The sequence below is a fragment of the Clostridia bacterium genome (assembly GCA_014360065.1).
Taxonomy (GTDB): Bacteria; Bacillota; DSM-521; order Neomoorellales; family JACIYF01; genus JACIYF01.
The window spans coordinates 1-16812 of the sequence record JACIYF010000019.1 but is presented as its reverse complement, the minus strand read 5'-3'; the positions used below and the strand labels follow the sequence as shown (position 1 = coordinate 16812).

At 54.3% G+C, this 16812-nt stretch carries 14 protein-coding genes; 2 read left to right on the top strand and 12 right to left on the bottom strand.

The features are described 5' to 3' along the window. Positions 1-127: 127 nt before the first annotated feature. From H5U02_04950 to H5U02_04895, 12 genes are all read right to left on the bottom strand, one after another. Positions 128-1312: a DNA cytosine methyltransferase gene (locus tag H5U02_04950; GenBank protein ID MBC7341782.1), complete on the bottom strand. Its 1185-nt coding sequence runs from the start codon at positions 1310-1312 to the stop codon at positions 128-130. Between the two features lie 263 nt (positions 1313-1575). Then, positions 1576-3411, bottom strand: a complete 1836-nt coding sequence (locus H5U02_04945; GenBank protein MBC7341781.1) for a DUF1998 domain-containing protein — start codon at positions 3409-3411, stop codon at positions 1576-1578. A 49-nt stretch (positions 3412-3460) separates the two neighbouring features. Next, the gene (locus H5U02_04940) at positions 3461-7015 is read right to left on the bottom strand and encodes a helicase (GenBank protein ID MBC7341780.1); all 3555 of its coding nucleotides are present in this window, start codon (positions 7013-7015) and stop codon (positions 3461-3463) included. A gap of 21 nt (positions 7016-7036) precedes the next feature. Further along, positions 7037-8788: an NERD domain-containing protein gene (locus H5U02_04935; GenBank protein MBC7341779.1), complete on the bottom strand. Its 1752-nt coding sequence runs from the start codon at positions 8786-8788 to the stop codon at positions 7037-7039. Further along, positions 8724-10358, bottom strand: coding sequence for a hypothetical protein (locus H5U02_04930; GenBank protein ID MBC7341778.1), 1635 nt, complete (start codon positions 10356-10358; stop codon positions 8724-8726). Before H5U02_04930 ends, H5U02_04935 begins: the two co-directional genes overlap by 65 nt. Next, the gene (locus H5U02_04925; protein ID MBC7341777.1) at positions 10355-11413 is read right to left on the bottom strand and encodes a hypothetical protein; all 1059 of its coding nucleotides are present in this window, start codon (positions 11411-11413) and stop codon (positions 10355-10357) included. Before H5U02_04925 ends, H5U02_04930 begins: the two co-directional genes overlap by 4 nt. Positions 11414-12049: 636 nt before the next feature. Beyond that, the gene (locus H5U02_04920) at positions 12050-13213 is read right to left on the bottom strand and encodes an MBL fold metallo-hydrolase (protein ID MBC7341776.1); all 1164 of its coding nucleotides are present in this window, start codon (positions 13211-13213) and stop codon (positions 12050-12052) included. Positions 13214-13382: 169 nt separating this feature from the next. Further along, positions 13383-13619: a DUF3006 domain-containing protein gene (locus tag H5U02_04915; GenBank protein MBC7341775.1), complete on the bottom strand. Its 237-nt coding sequence runs from the start codon at positions 13617-13619 to the stop codon at positions 13383-13385. Positions 13620-13631: 12 nt separating this feature from the next. Beyond that, a complete protein-coding gene (locus H5U02_04910) occupies positions 13632-14489 on the bottom strand; it encodes a tyrosine-type recombinase/integrase (protein MBC7341774.1) in 858 nt (285 codons plus the stop codon). A gap of 316 nt (positions 14490-14805) precedes the next feature. Further along, positions 14806-15060, bottom strand: a complete 255-nt coding sequence (locus H5U02_04905; GenBank protein MBC7341773.1) for a hypothetical protein — start codon at positions 15058-15060, stop codon at positions 14806-14808. Between the two features lie 20 nt (positions 15061-15080). After that, on the bottom strand, positions 15081-15506 hold the full coding sequence (locus tag H5U02_04900; protein ID MBC7341772.1) for a type II toxin-antitoxin system HicB family antitoxin: 426 nt from the start codon (positions 15504-15506) through the stop codon (positions 15081-15083). Next, entirely contained in the window at positions 15442-15699 is a 258-nt protein-coding gene (locus H5U02_04895; protein MBC7341771.1) for a type II toxin-antitoxin system HicA family toxin, read from the bottom strand. Before H5U02_04895 ends, H5U02_04900 begins: the two co-directional genes overlap by 65 nt. A gap of 337 nt (positions 15700-16036) precedes the next feature. On the opposite strand from H5U02_04895, the gene H5U02_04890 reads away from it, so the two are divergent. Together H5U02_04890 and H5U02_04885 are read left to right on the top strand one after the other, a co-directional pair. Further along, positions 16037-16261: a type II toxin-antitoxin system HicB family antitoxin gene (locus H5U02_04890; GenBank protein MBC7341770.1), complete on the top strand. Its 225-nt coding sequence runs from the start codon at positions 16037-16039 to the stop codon at positions 16259-16261. Positions 16262-16302: 41 nt separating this feature from the next. After that, positions 16303-16503, top strand: coding sequence for a type II toxin-antitoxin system HicA family toxin (locus H5U02_04885; protein ID MBC7341769.1), 201 nt, complete (start codon positions 16303-16305; stop codon positions 16501-16503). Positions 16504-16812 lie beyond the last annotated feature (309 nt).

Below are 16812 nucleotides of genomic sequence, written 5' to 3'. Positions count from 1 at the left end.
GGGTAGCTTTTCTGGAAAGTAATCCGTTGGGCAACACGCGTTCCCAAACCTAAAGGAAACGCCACATTTTAGGTAAGTATAGCCGTCGTGAAACGACTGCAATTTGAACTTATGGACGAGAGACAGGTCAAACGGATTCGTTTTGCTCACCCCTAATAACCTTCATGAAGGAAAGCGCAACAGCCTGTGCTAGCTGAACAGGTACCCCGTTGCCGACCATTTTGAACTTGTCCGAAAGGGATAACCCAGCCGGTAGAGCGTAGGTATCAGGAACCGTTTGGATCCGCATAGCCTCCCGTACTGTTAACCTGCGAGGCAGAGCCGGGTGGAGGTGCACTTCATTATTCCCGTAAGCAGCGGTGGGGCTATAGCGCCACCGGTGCAGGCGCTTGAAGCTAATTCTTGAAACATCACCCTCCGGAATTAAGTAGAACTTCTTGCTATAGGGCTTGAAGCCCTCAAGGCCGTTTGGGAGGCGCGCAATCTCTTCAGTGTTACAAATTAACGGCCCAACTACCAAATCGTCAGGAATGCCATCGGGCTTCTTTGGTTCACTGCCGAACGGCGACTGCCCGGGCCACGGGTACCGGAACTTCGCATTGGGGTATATTGGCTCAGGCCAAGGGAACCAACCTTCCCTCGCGTAAGGAAAACTCAGTCCCAGGTGCTCATTCAGCCACTTTATGTGAAAACCCACTACAAACAGGCGTTCTCTGTCCTGAGGTACACCGTAATCCAGGGCATTAAGAACCCGGTGGTCAATTATATAGTGCGCTGAAAGTCGCTTCATGAGCTTGTTAAGAAACTTCCTGTGTTTAGCCGTACGGACCAGCCCCGGTACATTTTCAAACAGAAAAAACGAGGGTTGCAAGTCGAGGATCTTGTCCACGTAAATCTCGGAAAGCCTACCGTGTTCGCCTTTTTCTCCCCTATTTTTCCCACCTACCGAAAAGTCCACGCACGGGGGCCCTCCGATAATGCCAAAAAGTGCAGGGCGAGGAGTATTGCCAAACGCCTCAGCGGCAATCTGCTTAGCATCCAAAGCAGCAATCGACCCGGTGTTAACTCTACAGGGATTGTTCCCCGTCAAAGAGGCCATCCCGTATTCATAGCCCTGCACAAAAGAATGGTCCCGCTCGTTACACCATATGACCTTAAACCCTGCTTGCATAAAGCCGATATCAAGAAAGCCAGCCCCAGTAAAGAAAGAAAGTAGAGGAACCTCTCCTGCAGGGATTGCTGCTAACTCTCGTATCAAACGGAGACTACTTGCTACCACGCCCTGAGCCACCGCTTTCCCCCTTACTCGCATGACGTAATTTGTGCTGGATAATTCTACGACACTAGCACGGAAATCCTGCTGTTTTCAGCGATCCAATTTCAGCTCAAAGCGTTAGAGGCCTGATAGGGATCTGGCCAATTTACCACGCAACAACGCTTTTCAGCAGCGTCCATGACCTAACAAACTCCATGCTCCAGTGCTTTTAGGCTGTAATGCTCCACCGCCCAGTAAAGGTCAAAGAGCGATGTTTCGAAAAAATAGGATACAACTGGGGCAATCTCTGTATCTATGCATTAGGAAAAGAAGCCCAGGCCCGGGTTATCTACGCTACCAACCACCAGAGCTCTGTCCAGGAAACGGTTGAATTCCTCACAGGCAGTTTCCGGAACAAGTGCGCAGTTATGGCATGCCGCTAGATTGCAAGAATCCGGTCCTTGCCCGCCACTGGTGCCCATTTCCATGCAAACCGGGTCTGCGGAGCACCAGCGAGCACCTTCCAGCGCCCTGCGAACTAATGGTTCAAAATAACCTGCCTTGCCCATACGGACCAGGCCACCCATAGTTCCCTCCGCATCTCCTGCTGCTGTATAGATAAGAACACCGGCCATTGGCGCTTCAGGATTACATGAGACATAAAGCCGTTCCCTGAGGGAAGCCGAACTATACCCGCATTCAAATGTTAGCCTGTTCATCAGCAAATGAGCTAAGGTATGCAAAAGAATAAAGCGTGGAACAAGAGGCCTTTCCTGCAACCGCCTTTCCTCCTGAATCCGCCGGTAGCGCTCGGCCAAGGGCCTAACACGCCTGATTACATCGTCGCGACGTTCCCATTCCTGCAGCCGCGTTTCCTCCAGTTCAAAAAAAATGCCCTCACCGTAGACAATACAGGCCGGAAGCCAGGCGTCTTTTCCTGCCGGCACAGAACGCCACATCAGGGCGCGCAGTTCCTCCGGCGTCTGGCTGTTTTGAGCGTAAACGCGCGTAAAGCCTGCAAGAACCCGTGTCTCCCTTAGCTTATCCACAAGCATGATCCGGGAAAAATAGTGGATGACATCCTTATCATAACTTGCAAGGTTTGCCGCCCTGATCCGGAGCATCTCCTCATCCCGGGCTGTCCTCAAGACATTAAACTCTGCCCGGCGAAAAGCGGTTTCCCGGTCATCGTCATCCAAGCAAGCACCTGTTTCCATGCTTTCACCTGGCCCTGTTAAGACTACACTCAAGGCAGATTCAATTTGCAAATCCGTGAAAGGTTGCATAAGCTCGCGGTGCTGTGAGCGCAGAATGTCCGGCCCAATACTTGAACCGGCCCCAGTTAACAGTCTGATAAGCGTTGAGAGTGGCGGTTCTTCCAGCAGGGAAACTAGTTCCGGAGGCGCAGCCTCAGTGCCCCGGGGCAGGTAGATGGAACTCCGTACCTGCGCAAAATAGACATTGGATGCACTGCGCAGCGAGCCCCGCAAATGCCCGGGGCAAGGCTCGCCTTCCTCTGTACCAAGCCACGGTTTTTTCCCCTGGCAGTAGAAAACTTTTGACTTGTCCTTATTTAAATTCTTACTAAGAAAACTAGTCCCATCCGGATCAGCAGCTGTGATTTGGGCAAGGGAACGCTTCGCACCGCATTCACATTTGACGAGTTGCCCGGCCAAAGTAGCCCCGCCGGTAGCAACGAGGCGCATGTCTTTGCCGCATTCTGGGTTTTCCGATTCGTGTACCCATTCCCGCCACGGGAAATCCTGAATGTGCCCGTATTCGCACATTGCCACAAACGGGACTTGTACCAGGTACCTTATCTTCCCCTTTTCCTCGCACTTGCTGCATTTTTGTCTTCCTCTCGCCGATAGGGGCAACTTAAACAAATAATTACAGGATGGGCAGAAATGCCACTGGGGAAAGCGCAAGAAAGGTACGGTAAGGTAGCAGTTCGGGATGCGCTCGCCACGTCTTTTAGTTCTAAAGTCGGGCGGCAGGCGGAAATGGTCCACCCTAAGCTGCCTCTGCAAACGCCATTCCTCCACCCTGAACTCATCCAGGTCTAGCTTGCGTGAATCGCCGTCGCTATCCTCATGCTCGTACCAGTGGTCCAGCCCCCCGCAAATCAAAGATGTTCCGTCTCTTGCAACCACCATTGCACCAACCCCGAAAGGGGCTATCAGTTGCGTACGGCGGATTGGCCCCTTAGGCATTGTTTTCACCTTCTCCTGCCAAATATAGCCTGGTTATCTCTGCCTGACATTGTGCATCTACGTTACGCATGGACATTTGTGTGGGCCAGGAAATACGCGCCCGCTCCCGGGTTACATAATCACCGGCCACTCTCAGCTGGGGTATATCGCTGTCCCGGGTAACGCCGTGCCAGCGGGTTCGTTCCCATTGCCGCCATTCTCTTGCGCGTTTCTCAAAAACCCGTCCGAAGTTAGCTACTTCCTCAGGGTCTACAACTTGTACACGGGGCAACAAGATCTGCCGCAATTGTTCGATTAGCTCGCCCGGATACGGATAGGGACTCGCTGCGGCGCTGCTATTTCCGGCCTGCCGGACATAGGCGACCATCACGGCATGTAACGCCCGGTCTAGCACCGGCGGGGAAAAGGGTGTAACGCTGGTGGGCTCAACCTGGGCATACAGGCGCTCATGGTAACTGCGGAATTTTTCAAAATGTGATCGGTCACGAGGCTTTGACGCACTGTAGAGTGTAACTACCAGCCCTGGGCGCTCCCACCATTTCCGCCCTACCCGCCCGGTCACCTGGATGTACTGGGAGGTGGTTTTGGGCTGGCCCACTACTGCCATCAGTGAAAGCCTGTCAATATCAATACCGACCTCTATAATGTTGGAGGCAAGGCAGGCATCAACCGGGTGGCCTGCCGAACTTGTACAGCCTATTTCAAGGGCCGATATTGCCTCGGGTATCTCATCCTCCCGCAGCCGGCCCGTTAATTCTTTGATATGGAATAAACGGCGAACCTCATCTGGCCTTAAACCCATCCGGTTTCTAAGCACTGTTAAATAGTCCGGGATGTCGGACTGGAATAGGGATAAAGTTGTCCCCAGCTCCCTCAGGCTGTTAAAGAAAACCACCAAGGTCCACCACGGGTCACGCTCAATAGCGGATAGCTGGACGGGGGTTTGGAGAAGGGCTGCAAAAGTGCGCACCTGGACAGTTTGCATAGATCCCAGTCCCGGTGCGTGAACTCCGACATACATCCTTCCCGGGCATAATGACCCGTCAGGCTTCCTGGCGTACCGACCAAAGAACGAATCCCCGGCGTCCAGACCGGGTGGCGGGAAAAGTGCTGTATCCTTGCGCCCGTACAGTGCTTTCACCTGTTCAGAATAACGCCTGATAGTTGCAGTTGAGCAAACTATTTTCGGAACTACCGATTTAGCTCCCCGGCGGTCAGTACAAAGCTCTTCAATCGCTGTTTCATAAAGGCCTGCCATTGAGCCAAGCGGTCCTGAAACCAAGTGCAGCTCATCCTGAATGATCAGCCCGGGCGGCGAACTTTCCCTGTCCCCCTCTACGCCTATACCAAAAATTGCTCTTGCCTCGGGGCGCCACGCTAGCATCGCGAACTTGTCCACCGTACCAATTACGAGGGAAGGTTTCCTCTCATAGATATCTTCATCGATAACATAAACAGGCAGCCCGCCAGAAAATTCGCACCTATCATCGGAGCATGCAAGCACCACAGTACCGCCCGAAATCCGATATCCCAAAACGCCAATTGCCCTTTGGGGTCTCTTGCCATTTTTGCCGCTGTACTTTATGTTTTTTACTGGACCGATCTGGGCGCCGCACCATGGGCACCGGCTCAGTACAAACTTGTTTCTGGCAGTTCTGTCCCCCCTTATCAGTCCTTTCAGCGTATCAATGGCATCAGTTCTATCGTTCGGGGTAGTATCAGAGCCAAGCCACAAACCTATTGAGAATTCTGCTTCTCCAAGTTCACCGGGATATTTCCTCCGGAGGTACTCCATTGCGCAAACCAATCCCGCAGCGCGCAGGAACTGTTGCGCTGTAAGGAGGCGGAGCGTGTAGCGCATCAGTACATGGACCCCATTATCCTGTCTGTTTCTGAGGCGGCGCATGAAAATCGCAAACGCAGCCAGTCCCAAGTAAGCCTCTGTTTTGCCACCGCCGGTAGGGAACCAGATTAGGTCTACAGTCCTGCGGTCCTGCGCATCACTTTCAACAGCAGAACGGGCTGCCATCAGCAAGAACGCGGCCTGGAACGCACGCCACTTCCCTTTGCCTGTCCCTAGGCTTAAATCACCGGGGGGCGTATAAGGCTCTGAGAATTTGATTCGCTTCTCTTTCTGATCATACCGCGCCCAGCGCGGTTCGCGGTGGCTTCTGGCCTGCTGGAGAAGGATGGCATAGTTTGCGAGCTGGAAAGCCCGCTTCGCTAAAGGATCCTTCTGAAGATAATCCAGACCGTCCCGCATCCTGTCTAGGCACCGCCTGCACTCCTTCATATGACGCCTTGCTGTCGGTTGGTAACGGGCTTCAAGCAGCGGGATCTCGTCCTCCCTTTCCTGAATCCATTTTTCATAAAGACCCGCAAGCTCTGAAAGGGCACTAAAGCCGTCATCACCTTCGACAAGACCTGCAAGGGTCGCCATTGGTATTTCCACGGGGGTACCATCATCGCTGGTAATATCAGGGGTGATGCTAGGGGTTTCGAAGACAGGAAGGCATTCTGCGCTTACCCACATAACCTTCCCCGCCCCGTCTGCCGCATCCCAGTCAGCCGCGCAGCCATGGCCGACCGCGAAAGTTTCCGAGTGGCGGTACAGAAGTGCCAGCGACTGCTCCTCGCTATCCATCTTTTCCATGAGCGGCCCTGGATAAGGCATTATACATGCCCTACCATCAGGCGAAACCACAGTTGCTCTGAAAAAAGCCTGGAAAAGGCAGTCTTCGTCTTTTAACACTGCTGCCTCCTTGCGGTTGACCAGGCATACAGTGACAAGCCGCCCGCTGCCAGGACCATACTGCCTTGAGAAGACCTCTACGTGAATGTCCATGCCGTCAAGGTTCAGGGCCTTATAACTGTATGAAGGCACTCTTGACCCACTGGCGGAGCATATGTCACGAGCAGCAAATTCCGCTCTGATATAAACTGGGCTGCGCAGCCACCAGGTGCGCTCCTGGCCCGCAACCTTTACTATTTTCCTGCGATAGCGTCCATTTACAGGGCAGCCTCTCCTGGCATCAAAGGTAGGTACTTCCACTACAAGAGAAGATCCCGGAGGAAACTCGGCAAAAAAACTCACACTCATGCTGCCCGGCCTGTATTTGTTCGCTGATGAAAGATCAAAATCATCAGGGTCAGGGCTCTCGCCGCCCGTATCAACCCTGCTGGCAATCTCCTCAAGACACCTAACCCCTTCGTCCGTAAGCGGACCCTCAGCAGTACCTCCCTCGCCGCCAGAGTACCCCAGTTCCAAATCAGAACCAATAGAGCTTGTACCGATGTACCGATCATCATCTTCAGAAAATCTCCCTGACGGGTACAGTACGCCTACACCGTAGCGCCTGCAGGGCGGGTCCCGCTGCAAGATTTCTTCGCCAGTTCCTTTCTGCCGCCAGGGCTTGTAAAAATTCTCCACATCATCAAAAACTATTTCTTCATTGCAGTCAATTTCCTGCCCCTGCGGTGAGGGCCCGACAAGTTCCTCCCGTAAGGCCTTAACCATCAATTCCCTGTTCTGTACATGATCTGGCAAAGTTCACACGCCCCCTCGTTATTAACACACTGGCTGTTTGAGCAAAACACTTATAACTTCTTTCTTGACTGACTGGTGGCATAAAATGGCCAGCCTGTGCAAGGCCCTAGTAACCCCTGTATAAAAAAGGGATCTTGCATATGGTTCAGCTATCCGCTCAATGTCTGTTATAACAGTACACGGAGCTTCTAGACCCTTAAAGGCATGTATGGAGCAATACCGTATGTGCCCCTTGCCCGCTGTCTCGAAAGGGCGTAGCCTGTCCTTCCAGGGGCTAGCGGTCATCCTGGCAGCACAAGAACCTTCCGCCAGTGGTGACAGGACAACAACATCCTTTCCGGCAAAACCTTCCTGATGCAGTTTTCGGAGTACTTTTGCCAGTAACTGCTCTTGTTCCTTATCACCTTCATAATAATAAAGCTCTGGATCTATCCCGTCATCAGGCCGCAAGACTTTTTTGTAGGCCGGATCCAAGCCGCCCAGAAGGTGGGCAAGGGAGGCGATGCGCGGGGTATTGCGGCAATTTACTCTCAGGGAGAATACTGGCACGTTCAAACCTCGCGTTTCAAGAAAAGAGTTGAGGGAAAGATTCGCAGCCCCATATATAGCTTGCTTCTCAAAGTCGCCAAAGAGGCGCCACCTCCCCGCAGAAAGGCCCCCCTTCAAGTTAAGGTCGAGAAAATCCAGGTAGTTTTCCCTTAGAATATCCTGGGCTTCATCAATTACTAGCTCGTCGAAGAGGCGTTCTTCATCTGCACCTTCCAGTAGTTTGTCGGTGGCGAGAAGCGGCAGCTCATTCTCCCAGAACTCAGCCGGGTAATTCCCTGGCATGATCCCGGAAACCTCTAGCATGTGGCGGTGAATTGTTCTGGCAACAACGCCAGGAAACATATTCGAGGTTTGTGCTTCAAGCCACCTTCCCAGTAGCCTGTTAAAGCAGATTAAAAGGACCCTCCGCCCTGCAACCAGGCCACGCCTAGATGCCTCAATAGCCAGCAACGTCTTGCCCGTACCGGCGGGCCCGACAAATGCAACGCGGGGATTGGCCTCCATTGCATCCAGAGCAAGGTATTGCTCCTCCGTATAATGCCTGAGTTCGTCGTCCCTCCGCTTCGCCTGGAACTTTGCGTCTCCGAAAAATTCGAAGTTAGACCTTAAAGCTTCAGCTATAGACTGGCACTGGCCAGGATCAGGCTCTTTTAAAGCTGGATTAAACCACCGTGCGCCTGGGCAGCCACACAGGAAGTCCCGGGCATTATCCAGGACACTCTCAATCAGGCTGCTTAGGGGCCTGGACCTGAAAGCCCTACAGTCGATCACCTGCCAAGCATGCCACTCACCTGATATCGCTGTGAATTTGATATAGGGAAATATGACTGCAGACCAGAACACAACACGGGATAGGTCAGCCCTCCGCGCAGACAGGCGCTCACGCAGGCTGTGCATAGCTTCCGACGCCTGCTTAAACGGACCACGGGGGTCCGGCTTTTGGTCGGTTCCATAGTACCACAGGCCGCCCTCGCGGCGGAGTGCGGTGCATGCCTTTACCTCGAGGCAAAGCACTCCCTTAAAAGGAACTATAATTACAAAATCAATTTCTCCGGCTACCTGCCTTTTATGATTGGCTATATCCAGCGAATGAAGGACTATCCAGTCCTTTGTTCCAGGATCGTCCCTTAACCTGCGGAAAATTTCCCGCTCTCCTGGACTACTGCATTCCGGTGAGGGATAAGGTGGAATCATTCTCGCCATTGCCGTCTTCGTCCCTTTCAAACGGATGCCCGATCCTCGTAACGGGTACGGTATACTGTCCAGGTGAAATATCGGTAACCCTGAACGCAGTCAGGCTCCCCCCGTCAGCCTCTGGCAGCTCGAAGTCCATCTTTCCCGTTTTCTCCAGGTCGTCAAGGTTCGCGGTTAATACCTGCTTTAAGAGCAGTTTGCGGATATAAAAGCCCGCCCTTTTATGAGCGTCATCTACGGCCCTAGCAAGTTTCCAGTATTCCTGTATCTTCTCTTCTAGTTTCAGGAATTTCATTATTGCTACGAAGTCCCGATAAGCCTGAGGCCTTATATTCCGCATGCTCATCCAGTTCCGGATGTTTACCTCGTTGGCCCGGGTGCAGCCAAGGGCTCGAAGCGCATTAACAACTTCCTGTAGCCCCCTCGAGTAGACAGCCGACCGCAAGAGTTCCTTCCAGTGCCGCTGGCTCTGCCTGGCCCTATATGCCAGCTTATCAAGGATCCGGTCCGCAACAGGAATAATATACTCGCCGCCGCCAGATGTCCTTAGCAGTATGTACATTCCAGGCTGGATACCTGATGCCTGGATCCTTTTCACTCGTGTCTCCTGTGTTTCGTTATCGTCCTCGTCTTCTTCAAGGTCGATTACAAGTACCCGTGCGTTTTCATCAAGGAAAACTGCGGCACCCCCTTCTAGCAGGAATAGCTTCGCATCAACTGTTTCCTGGCTGGTCCCGGCGGTATCACCTACAGGAACCCGAGACAACCTGGCAGAGATTTCCTCCCAGTTGATCTTAGGTAGCAGTTCATCACTATCAAGATAACTGTCAACTGACAGGGTTTCCGGCTCAATAGCGGTCTTACCAATGCCACCTTTATAATTGCGCTGGGACACCTTCTCTCCATAATCGCTACTATAGTGACTGACAAAGACTGACTGGGGCTCCCACTTGTCCATAATCCACCTGTAACAAACAATGTGGATCTCCGTGGCACGTGGTGCGCCAAGAACATACTCAGGGAACCAGCGTACCGGGCCTATTGTTATAATCCGGTCGTAGCGAGCTTCCCCTCTCAACTGGTGTGCGTTAACCAAGCTAAGGTTGCGGAGTACGGTGTTCTCACTGAGTGTTTTTTCTGTAAAGGGAATTAAACGGGGCTCTCTCAGCAGTAAAGCAGTCTCTTCGCTATGACTCTTCGCGCAAAAACCGTCCAGGAACTCTAGGAGGGGGTTTGCGCCGCTTTCTGCAAGCCTTTTAATACGAGTAGCGAGGTCTTGCAATGGGTGTAAAAAACTAGGGTATATCATCCTGCATTCTGAAACAGCTCTATTTAAGAGATCCATGAGTTTGGCGGTATAGACCGCAGGGTGGTTGAACGGGAGCGGCGCTGCACATACCTCAAACCTATACCGCCGTAGTCGCTGGAGTAGGGCTCTCCAGAAAATGTCCTTAGCCTCTTCCCCCAGCATGCGCTCAAAGTTGCGCAAAGTAATGCAAAAGCCATGTAGTTCAGGGTGTTTAACTACGTGCCGAGCCATCTTGAACCTACTGCTGCACGTGTATATCCTGCTTGCTTCCAGGAGGGTAAGGTATCTCATCGACGTCCCTCCTCATAAACAATGATTTCTATACCACGTGGGACAGGCGGGATATCCAGCTCCGGGCAGTTGCCGATGCGGTTCTTGATAAACTCCTGGTTCACTATTTCTACGGCTTCCCTGAAATTAGGCCCGGTACGGTCAAGCAGTACAATCCAGTTAGAAATACGCCAGTTATCGCGCCACTTTAAGAAACCAGCGGCACCGTCAAAGATTACTACGCAAGGATCAGAGCCCTTTTCTAGTCTGGGTGGCATGTTCCTGCTGGCAGGATAAATTTCAGTTCTGAATGCCTTGCCTTCAGACAAGAACCGTCGTACCCGCAAAATGTCTTGAAGAGTTCCTCTTGCAAAACCTCCGGGGCCACGAATTGACAGCCTGGTTTCTGTCACTTCGCGCCTGAGAACACCAACAGGCCCGAGTATAGCGCACTCCATACGGGAAGTAACAGTAAATCCGCAAGAGTCGACCTTGCCAAGTATGCTGTCAAGAAAACTTTTCCTCCTAACTATTTTCCGGCCAGCTTGCTTTTTTGGCAGTTTTATATCATCAATAGTTGCAATCGATACTGCTAGAGACATCTCTTTGTTTAATAACTCGGTTAAATTGCCTCCTTCCTTGTTTGCAATTTGGACTTTAATCCTTGTTTCGCCGTTATTTAGGGCAGTAACTCCGGCAAAAATTCCTTTAAACTTCCTGTTGCCTTTTCTATACACCAGTGGGGTTCCAATCTTCAAACGGCACAATCTATCAAAATGTTCGTCCGGTTCGGGCAGGTCTCTTACCGGCAACGGTGCTCTGGCAATCACCGTACCTGCTGCCACAAAACAGGCGGCATAAGCCCTTGTTGGTACAGAAAGTGCTACCACCAAACGTTTTCCCGGATCCCTCGCCGCTGCCGCAATACTACCTAGCCTGAAAAAAAAGCCGCACCATTCGGGCAGGGGAAGTAATTCTCCATTCCACTCGTAAAACAATTCTGCTTTAAACATTTCGGTCCACTCGCTTTGAAAGGTATAATACTGGCCTTCCCCCTGTCCTCGTAGTACTTTCATGCCTGTCCCTACCAATTCCTTCAAGCCGTGCCGTGATGTATCGGGACTAACCTTACCATCGCTTCTCCGAAGTACTGCCACCAAGCACCTTCTTGAACCGCTGTCGCCAAATTACCATGGCTTGCCCTCTTGGGCATACCACCGAAAAACTCAAAGGCCCAAGCGGTAGACCTTAAAGAATGCTTCCTGCTTTCTAAGGTAAAGCCGGGCAAACCTCTCTTTTTTGCCACCAGAGGCCTCCTGCCCACTGCTTTACCCGCAAGATGAAAAAACCGCTTATTCCCGATCAAGTCTTAGGATCTCTCCAGCCCTCGGCCACCGCATGTTCTGGCTACCTTAAAGTTTCTTTAGGTCTACGCCTGGGGATAGCTCAAGAGCCTGTCCAGGGTGCTCAATGCCGTCTGAGTTTCGCCATTCTGACCAGCCAAGTCTTTCTTGACCTGCTTGTTACAGCCGACTTTAGGCTTCTGCTATTGCCTGGTGAGTATAAAACTGGCCGCCACTTCGGCGAACCCCGTATCCATATACACCTGCGCCAGCAGAGGCTTTTCTAGACCAGGCAAGCCCCTCTTCTGCCTGCCCCGCAAAGCGGAACTATCAACCCGCCTCGAGACATCTAATCCTGGCAGCTACCAGCTACGGCCTGCACCTCTTGCACAGCCTGTACCCAGCCTTTATTGCTTCCTCCCTGCTCGTAAATATAACCCGGTTCTGGGGCTCCGGAAGACTTGTGCACGTGGGCCGGTGGAATATCTTGGAGTTCCTGTTGCCTATGTACTCGCCGCTTTTTACTCCCGGAACCGGAGCCGCTACTGCCCCGCTGTTGGGGGCTCTTGGCTGGATGCTGGTCCCGAGCTTCTTTACGGTTACGGTTTTCCCGTCGCTTTCGGCAAGTATAGTGCCATCACGGTCAGTCCTGAAAACCTGAATTCCCGCCCCTTCCAGCTTCGCCAGCGTCTCCGGGGCCGGATGGCCGTAGGGGTTTCCGGCCCCCACCGAGATGACGGCATACTTCGGCGAGACTGCCTTTAAGAACGCGCTGGTGGTGGAGTGCCTGCTGCCGTGGTGGCCAACCTTCAGCACGTCGGCCTTGAGGTCGGCCCCGGAGGTAAGCATCTCGGATTCGGAAGGTCCCCTGGCATCCCCGGCGAGAAGGAAGGCCGTGGAACCGAACTTGATCTTTACCACCGCCGACCAGTCGTTAAGGTCTTCATAGCCGGAGCCGCACGGGGCCACCAGCGACACCGAGAGGGCCCCGTCCTGGAGTACGGACACTCCGGCTCTGGCGGCGGTCACCTTCAGGCCGTTTGCCTGGATGGCCCGGAGGACATCCTCGTAGGTTTTGGTGGTGTGGGCGACTTTCGGCATGTATACCTTACCGATGGGGAAGGCATTGATGACCGTGTCCATGCCACCGAGATGGTCGGAGTGCGGGTGCGTGGCCACAAGATAATCGATCTTCTTTACGCCTTGCTGTTTGAGATAGGACACGATGCCGGGGCCGTCGTCGTTATTGCCGGCGTCTACAAGCATGGTCTGGCCGCCCGGGAACTTCACCAGGATCGAGTCGGCCTGCCCAACATCCAGGAAATAGACCTGAAGCTTACCTTCCGGGGCAGGCCCCGGCGTCTCGGCGGGCGGTTGGGCCGGTTGCACTGGAGGCTGGGCCGGAGCCGCTGGCGGGGCCTGGGCCACGGGCTCGCTCTCGCCTGATGTGGCGCTCCCCGGTTGAGTCGGCTGGGATGGCCCCGAAGCAACGGCAAAAACCACGAACAGAATAAAGGCGGCAAGTGCCTCCAGGCCAAATCTCTTTGCCCGGCCCGTCTTCTTAACCAGCGAATATCCGGCAAGGGTAAGCAGGACTATTGTCGTTAGAAAAAAGAGAACAGCAAGAACTTGCACCGCTATTGTGCCTCCAACTGGCAAAATTAGTTGGTCTCCGGGTCAATTATACTGCCCCAGAACGACACTAGCTGTCGTCCTCGAAAACCAGATCCATAAGTTTCTGTATTTCTCTTTGCCGCCTGTCAGTAGCCTCCGGGTCGACCGAGACCGAAAAGCGCAATACGTCTCCCTCTTTTGCACCCGGCGGCAGAAGTTCCCTCGGAAAGTTAAACCTCCGCCGCCCGTACTCGATGACTGCCCAGTCACCCTCGAAGCGGTCCACGATGGGAACTACAGGCTCTTTCGGCGCTTTCTTTGTCATCCTCAAACCCCCTTACTCCCACGCCAGCCGGTCCACGGCTTTTCTTAGGTCTTTCACAGTGGGCCTCGTATATCTGGCAGTTGTGTTCAGGCTGGCGTGACCGGCTAGGACCGCGACCCTATCAAGGCTTTCGCCGGAGTCAACCAGGTTCTTGCAGAAGGTGTGCCGCAGCACGTGCGGGGTAACGTTTTCGAGCCTTGCCCGGGCGGCGCAGGCCGACAGCAGGTACTCCACCGCCCGGCGGGAGAGCCTTCCGCCTTTCTGGCTCAAAAAGAGAGGCCCCGGGGCCTCCCCGCGCTCGGAGAGCCAGGCTCTCAGCGCCCTCCTGGCCGAGGAATTGAGAGGAACAGTTCTTCTTTTAGCGCCCTTCCCGAACCTGACGGTCACCTCACCCGACCTCTCACCGAGATGCACGTCTTCGAGGTTAAGCCCGCACACCTCCGACACCCGGAGGCCGGTGTGGAGAAGCAGGGTCATGACGGCCACGTCCCGCACCCGGCCGGCCGCCTGGGTCGCCCGCATCAGGGCCATCTGCTCCTTCCTCCCCAGGGACCTCGGGGAAAGCCTTACTTCCTTCAGCTTCTTCACTCCTTCGGTGGGGTCCCCGGAAGCCAGGCCCTCGTCTTTTGCCCACCTGAAAAATGCCGAGAGGGAAGCCAGGGCCCGGTTTATCGTGGCCGACCTCTGGCCCCGGTTCATGAGGGAGCGCTTGAACTCGGCTATGTCGAGCGGCCCGACGGATGCGGGCTCGGGATCCGAGCCGTAGGTCCCCAGATACCACCGGGCAAATTTCTCAAGGTCCCGGAGGTAGGAATCGACGGTGGCCGAGCTCGCGTCCCGGCCCCGGAGGAACTCCGCGAATCCGGTCATGCACTCGCGATCCATGGAGCACGTTTCACCTCATGGGATTATTCGGCAGACGGGAGGTAAATCCTTCCGGGAGAGGAATCTTATGCGAAGCTCTTATGCGCTGGAGGAGGACCTGTACGGCGGCCGGGCGACGCTCAGCCCGGGAATAAGATCGAATTGACTTCCTCCCCACGGCTGAGGCCGGGGCCTCTGGCGCGAAAAGGAGGTGATGTCAGTGCAGCTGCAATCGTTTCCGGAAAGAGAAAGAGACCGGAGATATTCGCCTGCCTGGGCAAGACCGCGGAAGTAGTCGATGAGTATGCCTGTGTCTGTATGGTCAGCGGTCCCATTCCTGCCTGCGAAGTTTGTCTACCCAGGCGGCTGCGCCGTCAAATTCGGGCCGGTGCTCCCACATGCCGAAGCCGATGGGATCGAAACCCCCGGCCTTCCTTTTCTTGCCCCCGCCGGGCTTGCGTTCCCGGGGTTTTACCCCCAGTTTCCGAAAAAGTTCGGCTCGCTCTCTAGCGCTCAGCTTTCCAATCTCCTCCAGCAGCCGGTCCACCGCCACGGTCCACCGCTTCAAGGTCAACATAACATGCAGACTGCCTTCTATCAGTAACCCTGTCCGCCCTCCCGGGACCGCTCCCCGATGCCCCTGGCCAGGGTATAGACTATATACTGGTTCAGGCTTACGCTTTCTCTGGCGGCCATCTCCGCGAGCCTCTTGTGGAGCGACCTCGGCATCCTGACCACCAGCTTCCCCGAGTAGTCCTCCGGCACCGGCTCGGGGATGGGGATGCCCTCTTCCAGAGCCGTTGTCAGCCACGCCCTCTTGGCGTCCTCGATCATCTCCGCCGCCTGGGCTATGGTTTCTCCCTGGGTGATACACCCGGGCAGCTCGGCTACCTTTGCCACGTAGCCCCCGTGCTCCGAGGGATACATCTCGACCGTGTAGGGAAGTGAAAGGTAATACTCAAGGCTTTTCTCGGCTGCCACCGCCAACCTCTCCTTCCAGGGCCTCGATGGCCTCTTTGACATACTCGGGCTTGACCGGGTTATCTCTGGGCACAGTTATGAGTTTTCCATCCTTCACGTAGGTGTAGTGGCTCGACCCACCCCGGGGCTGCCGTTCTCTAAACCCCGCTCGCAAAAGCAGTTTCCTCAGCTCGTCGAAGCGAACCTGTCGGGGATTGCGCTTGACCTTCTCGTACAGCTTTTCGAGTCTGCCCAAGATGACCACACCCTTGAACCGATAGTATCATATTCAGTACTACACATCAAGGGTTTTCAGAAGATCTTGCCCCGAAGGTTGGAGAATGCATACTGGAATCTTATGCGACATTTTTTTCGGGCCTTAGCAGGGCTTTTTGGAACACTTATGCGCAGTTTTTGGGGCAATAATGTCGCATAACGCTCATTATGCGACATTTCTTGGATTCCTTCTTGCCTGTAGTAGGTTCACCCAGGTGCCTCATGGTATAATGGTGATAAGCAAGCACGAGAGAAACAGGCGGCAGCCGGTGCAGCGACCCGCGCAGAGAGCCAGCACGAAGCATGGAGGTGTGGCGGTGCGAACGTTCAAGGTGGTTGTGGAAAAGCACCCCGATGGATACGTAGCCTACCCCATCGGTCTTAAGGGAGTAGTGGTCGGCGAAGGCAACACCTATGCGGAAGCGCTGGCAGATGTTAAGTCGGCCATCCGCTTTCATGTTGAGACCTTCGGCGAGGAAGTCGTAGCTGCCGGGTCCGATGTCCTGGAGGTATTCGTATCAGAGACGGGGGTGGCGCTGTAGCCTTGGACAAATGACCTGCAGGTGTTCCCAGGGCCAGAGTCCTGCGGGCGCTCAAGTCGCTGGGCTTCAGGCTGGTGCGGGAAGGAAACCATCTGGCCCTGGAGCGTGCCAATCCCGACGGAACGGTCACTCCGCTCACCATGCCCAACCACGAACGGATCAAAGGATCCACCCTTCGCACTATCTGCACCCAGGCCGGCATATCAAGAAAAGAGTTTCTCAGAGCCTATGAGGAAGCCTAGGATTTGCTCCCGGGCAAACAACAGAGGGCCCGAAGCCCCTTCAATTCCTCGGGGAGCCGGAGGAACCCTCCGGGGCACGGGCAGAGCTGTTCGCCGGAGGCTCAGCTTCGGCCGGGCTTTGTAGGAAGTCACATAGGAGGATCACCTGCAACCCATCAACCTCCGGGGCAGGCCAGCTTTCCCCATTCCCCAGAAAGCATTACGGCGATAGGACCCCGACCAAACATCCGGGCCTTGGCACCTACCGAATAGGCACACCCTGGCAGTCGCTCATGTCTTACGTGACCAAGGCTTCTTACGGTGCAGCTT

Excerpts from the sequence above, each read along its gene's own strand:
- H5U02_04950 (MBC7341782.1), bottom strand. The coding sequence starts at position 1,312 with ATGCGAGTAAGGGGGAAAGCGGTGGCTCAGGGCGTGGTAGCAAGTAGT.
- H5U02_04945 (MBC7341781.1), bottom strand. The coding sequence starts at position 3,411 with ATGGTGGTTGCAAGAGACGGAACATCTTTGATTTGCGGGGGGCTGGAC.
- H5U02_04930 (MBC7341778.1), bottom strand. The coding sequence starts at position 10,358 with ATGAGATACCTTACCCTCCTGGAAGCAAGCAGGATATACACGTGCAGC.
- H5U02_04925 (MBC7341777.1), bottom strand. The coding sequence starts at position 11,413 with ATGAAAGTACTACGAGGACAGGGGGAAGGCCAGTATTATACCTTTCAA.
- H5U02_04915 (MBC7341775.1), bottom strand. The coding sequence starts at position 13,619 with ATGACAAAGAAAGCGCCGAAAGAGCCTGTAGTTCCCATCGTGGACCGC.
- H5U02_04910 (MBC7341774.1), bottom strand. The coding sequence starts at position 14,489 with ATGACCGGATTCGCGGAGTTCCTCCGGGGCCGGGACGCGAGCTCGGCC.
- H5U02_04905 (MBC7341773.1), bottom strand. The coding sequence starts at position 15,060 with ATGTTGACCTTGAAGCGGTGGACCGTGGCGGTGGACCGGCTGCTGGAG.
- H5U02_04900 (MBC7341772.1), bottom strand. The coding sequence starts at position 15,506 with ATGTCAAAGAGGCCATCGAGGCCCTGGAAGGAGAGGTTGGCGGTGGCA.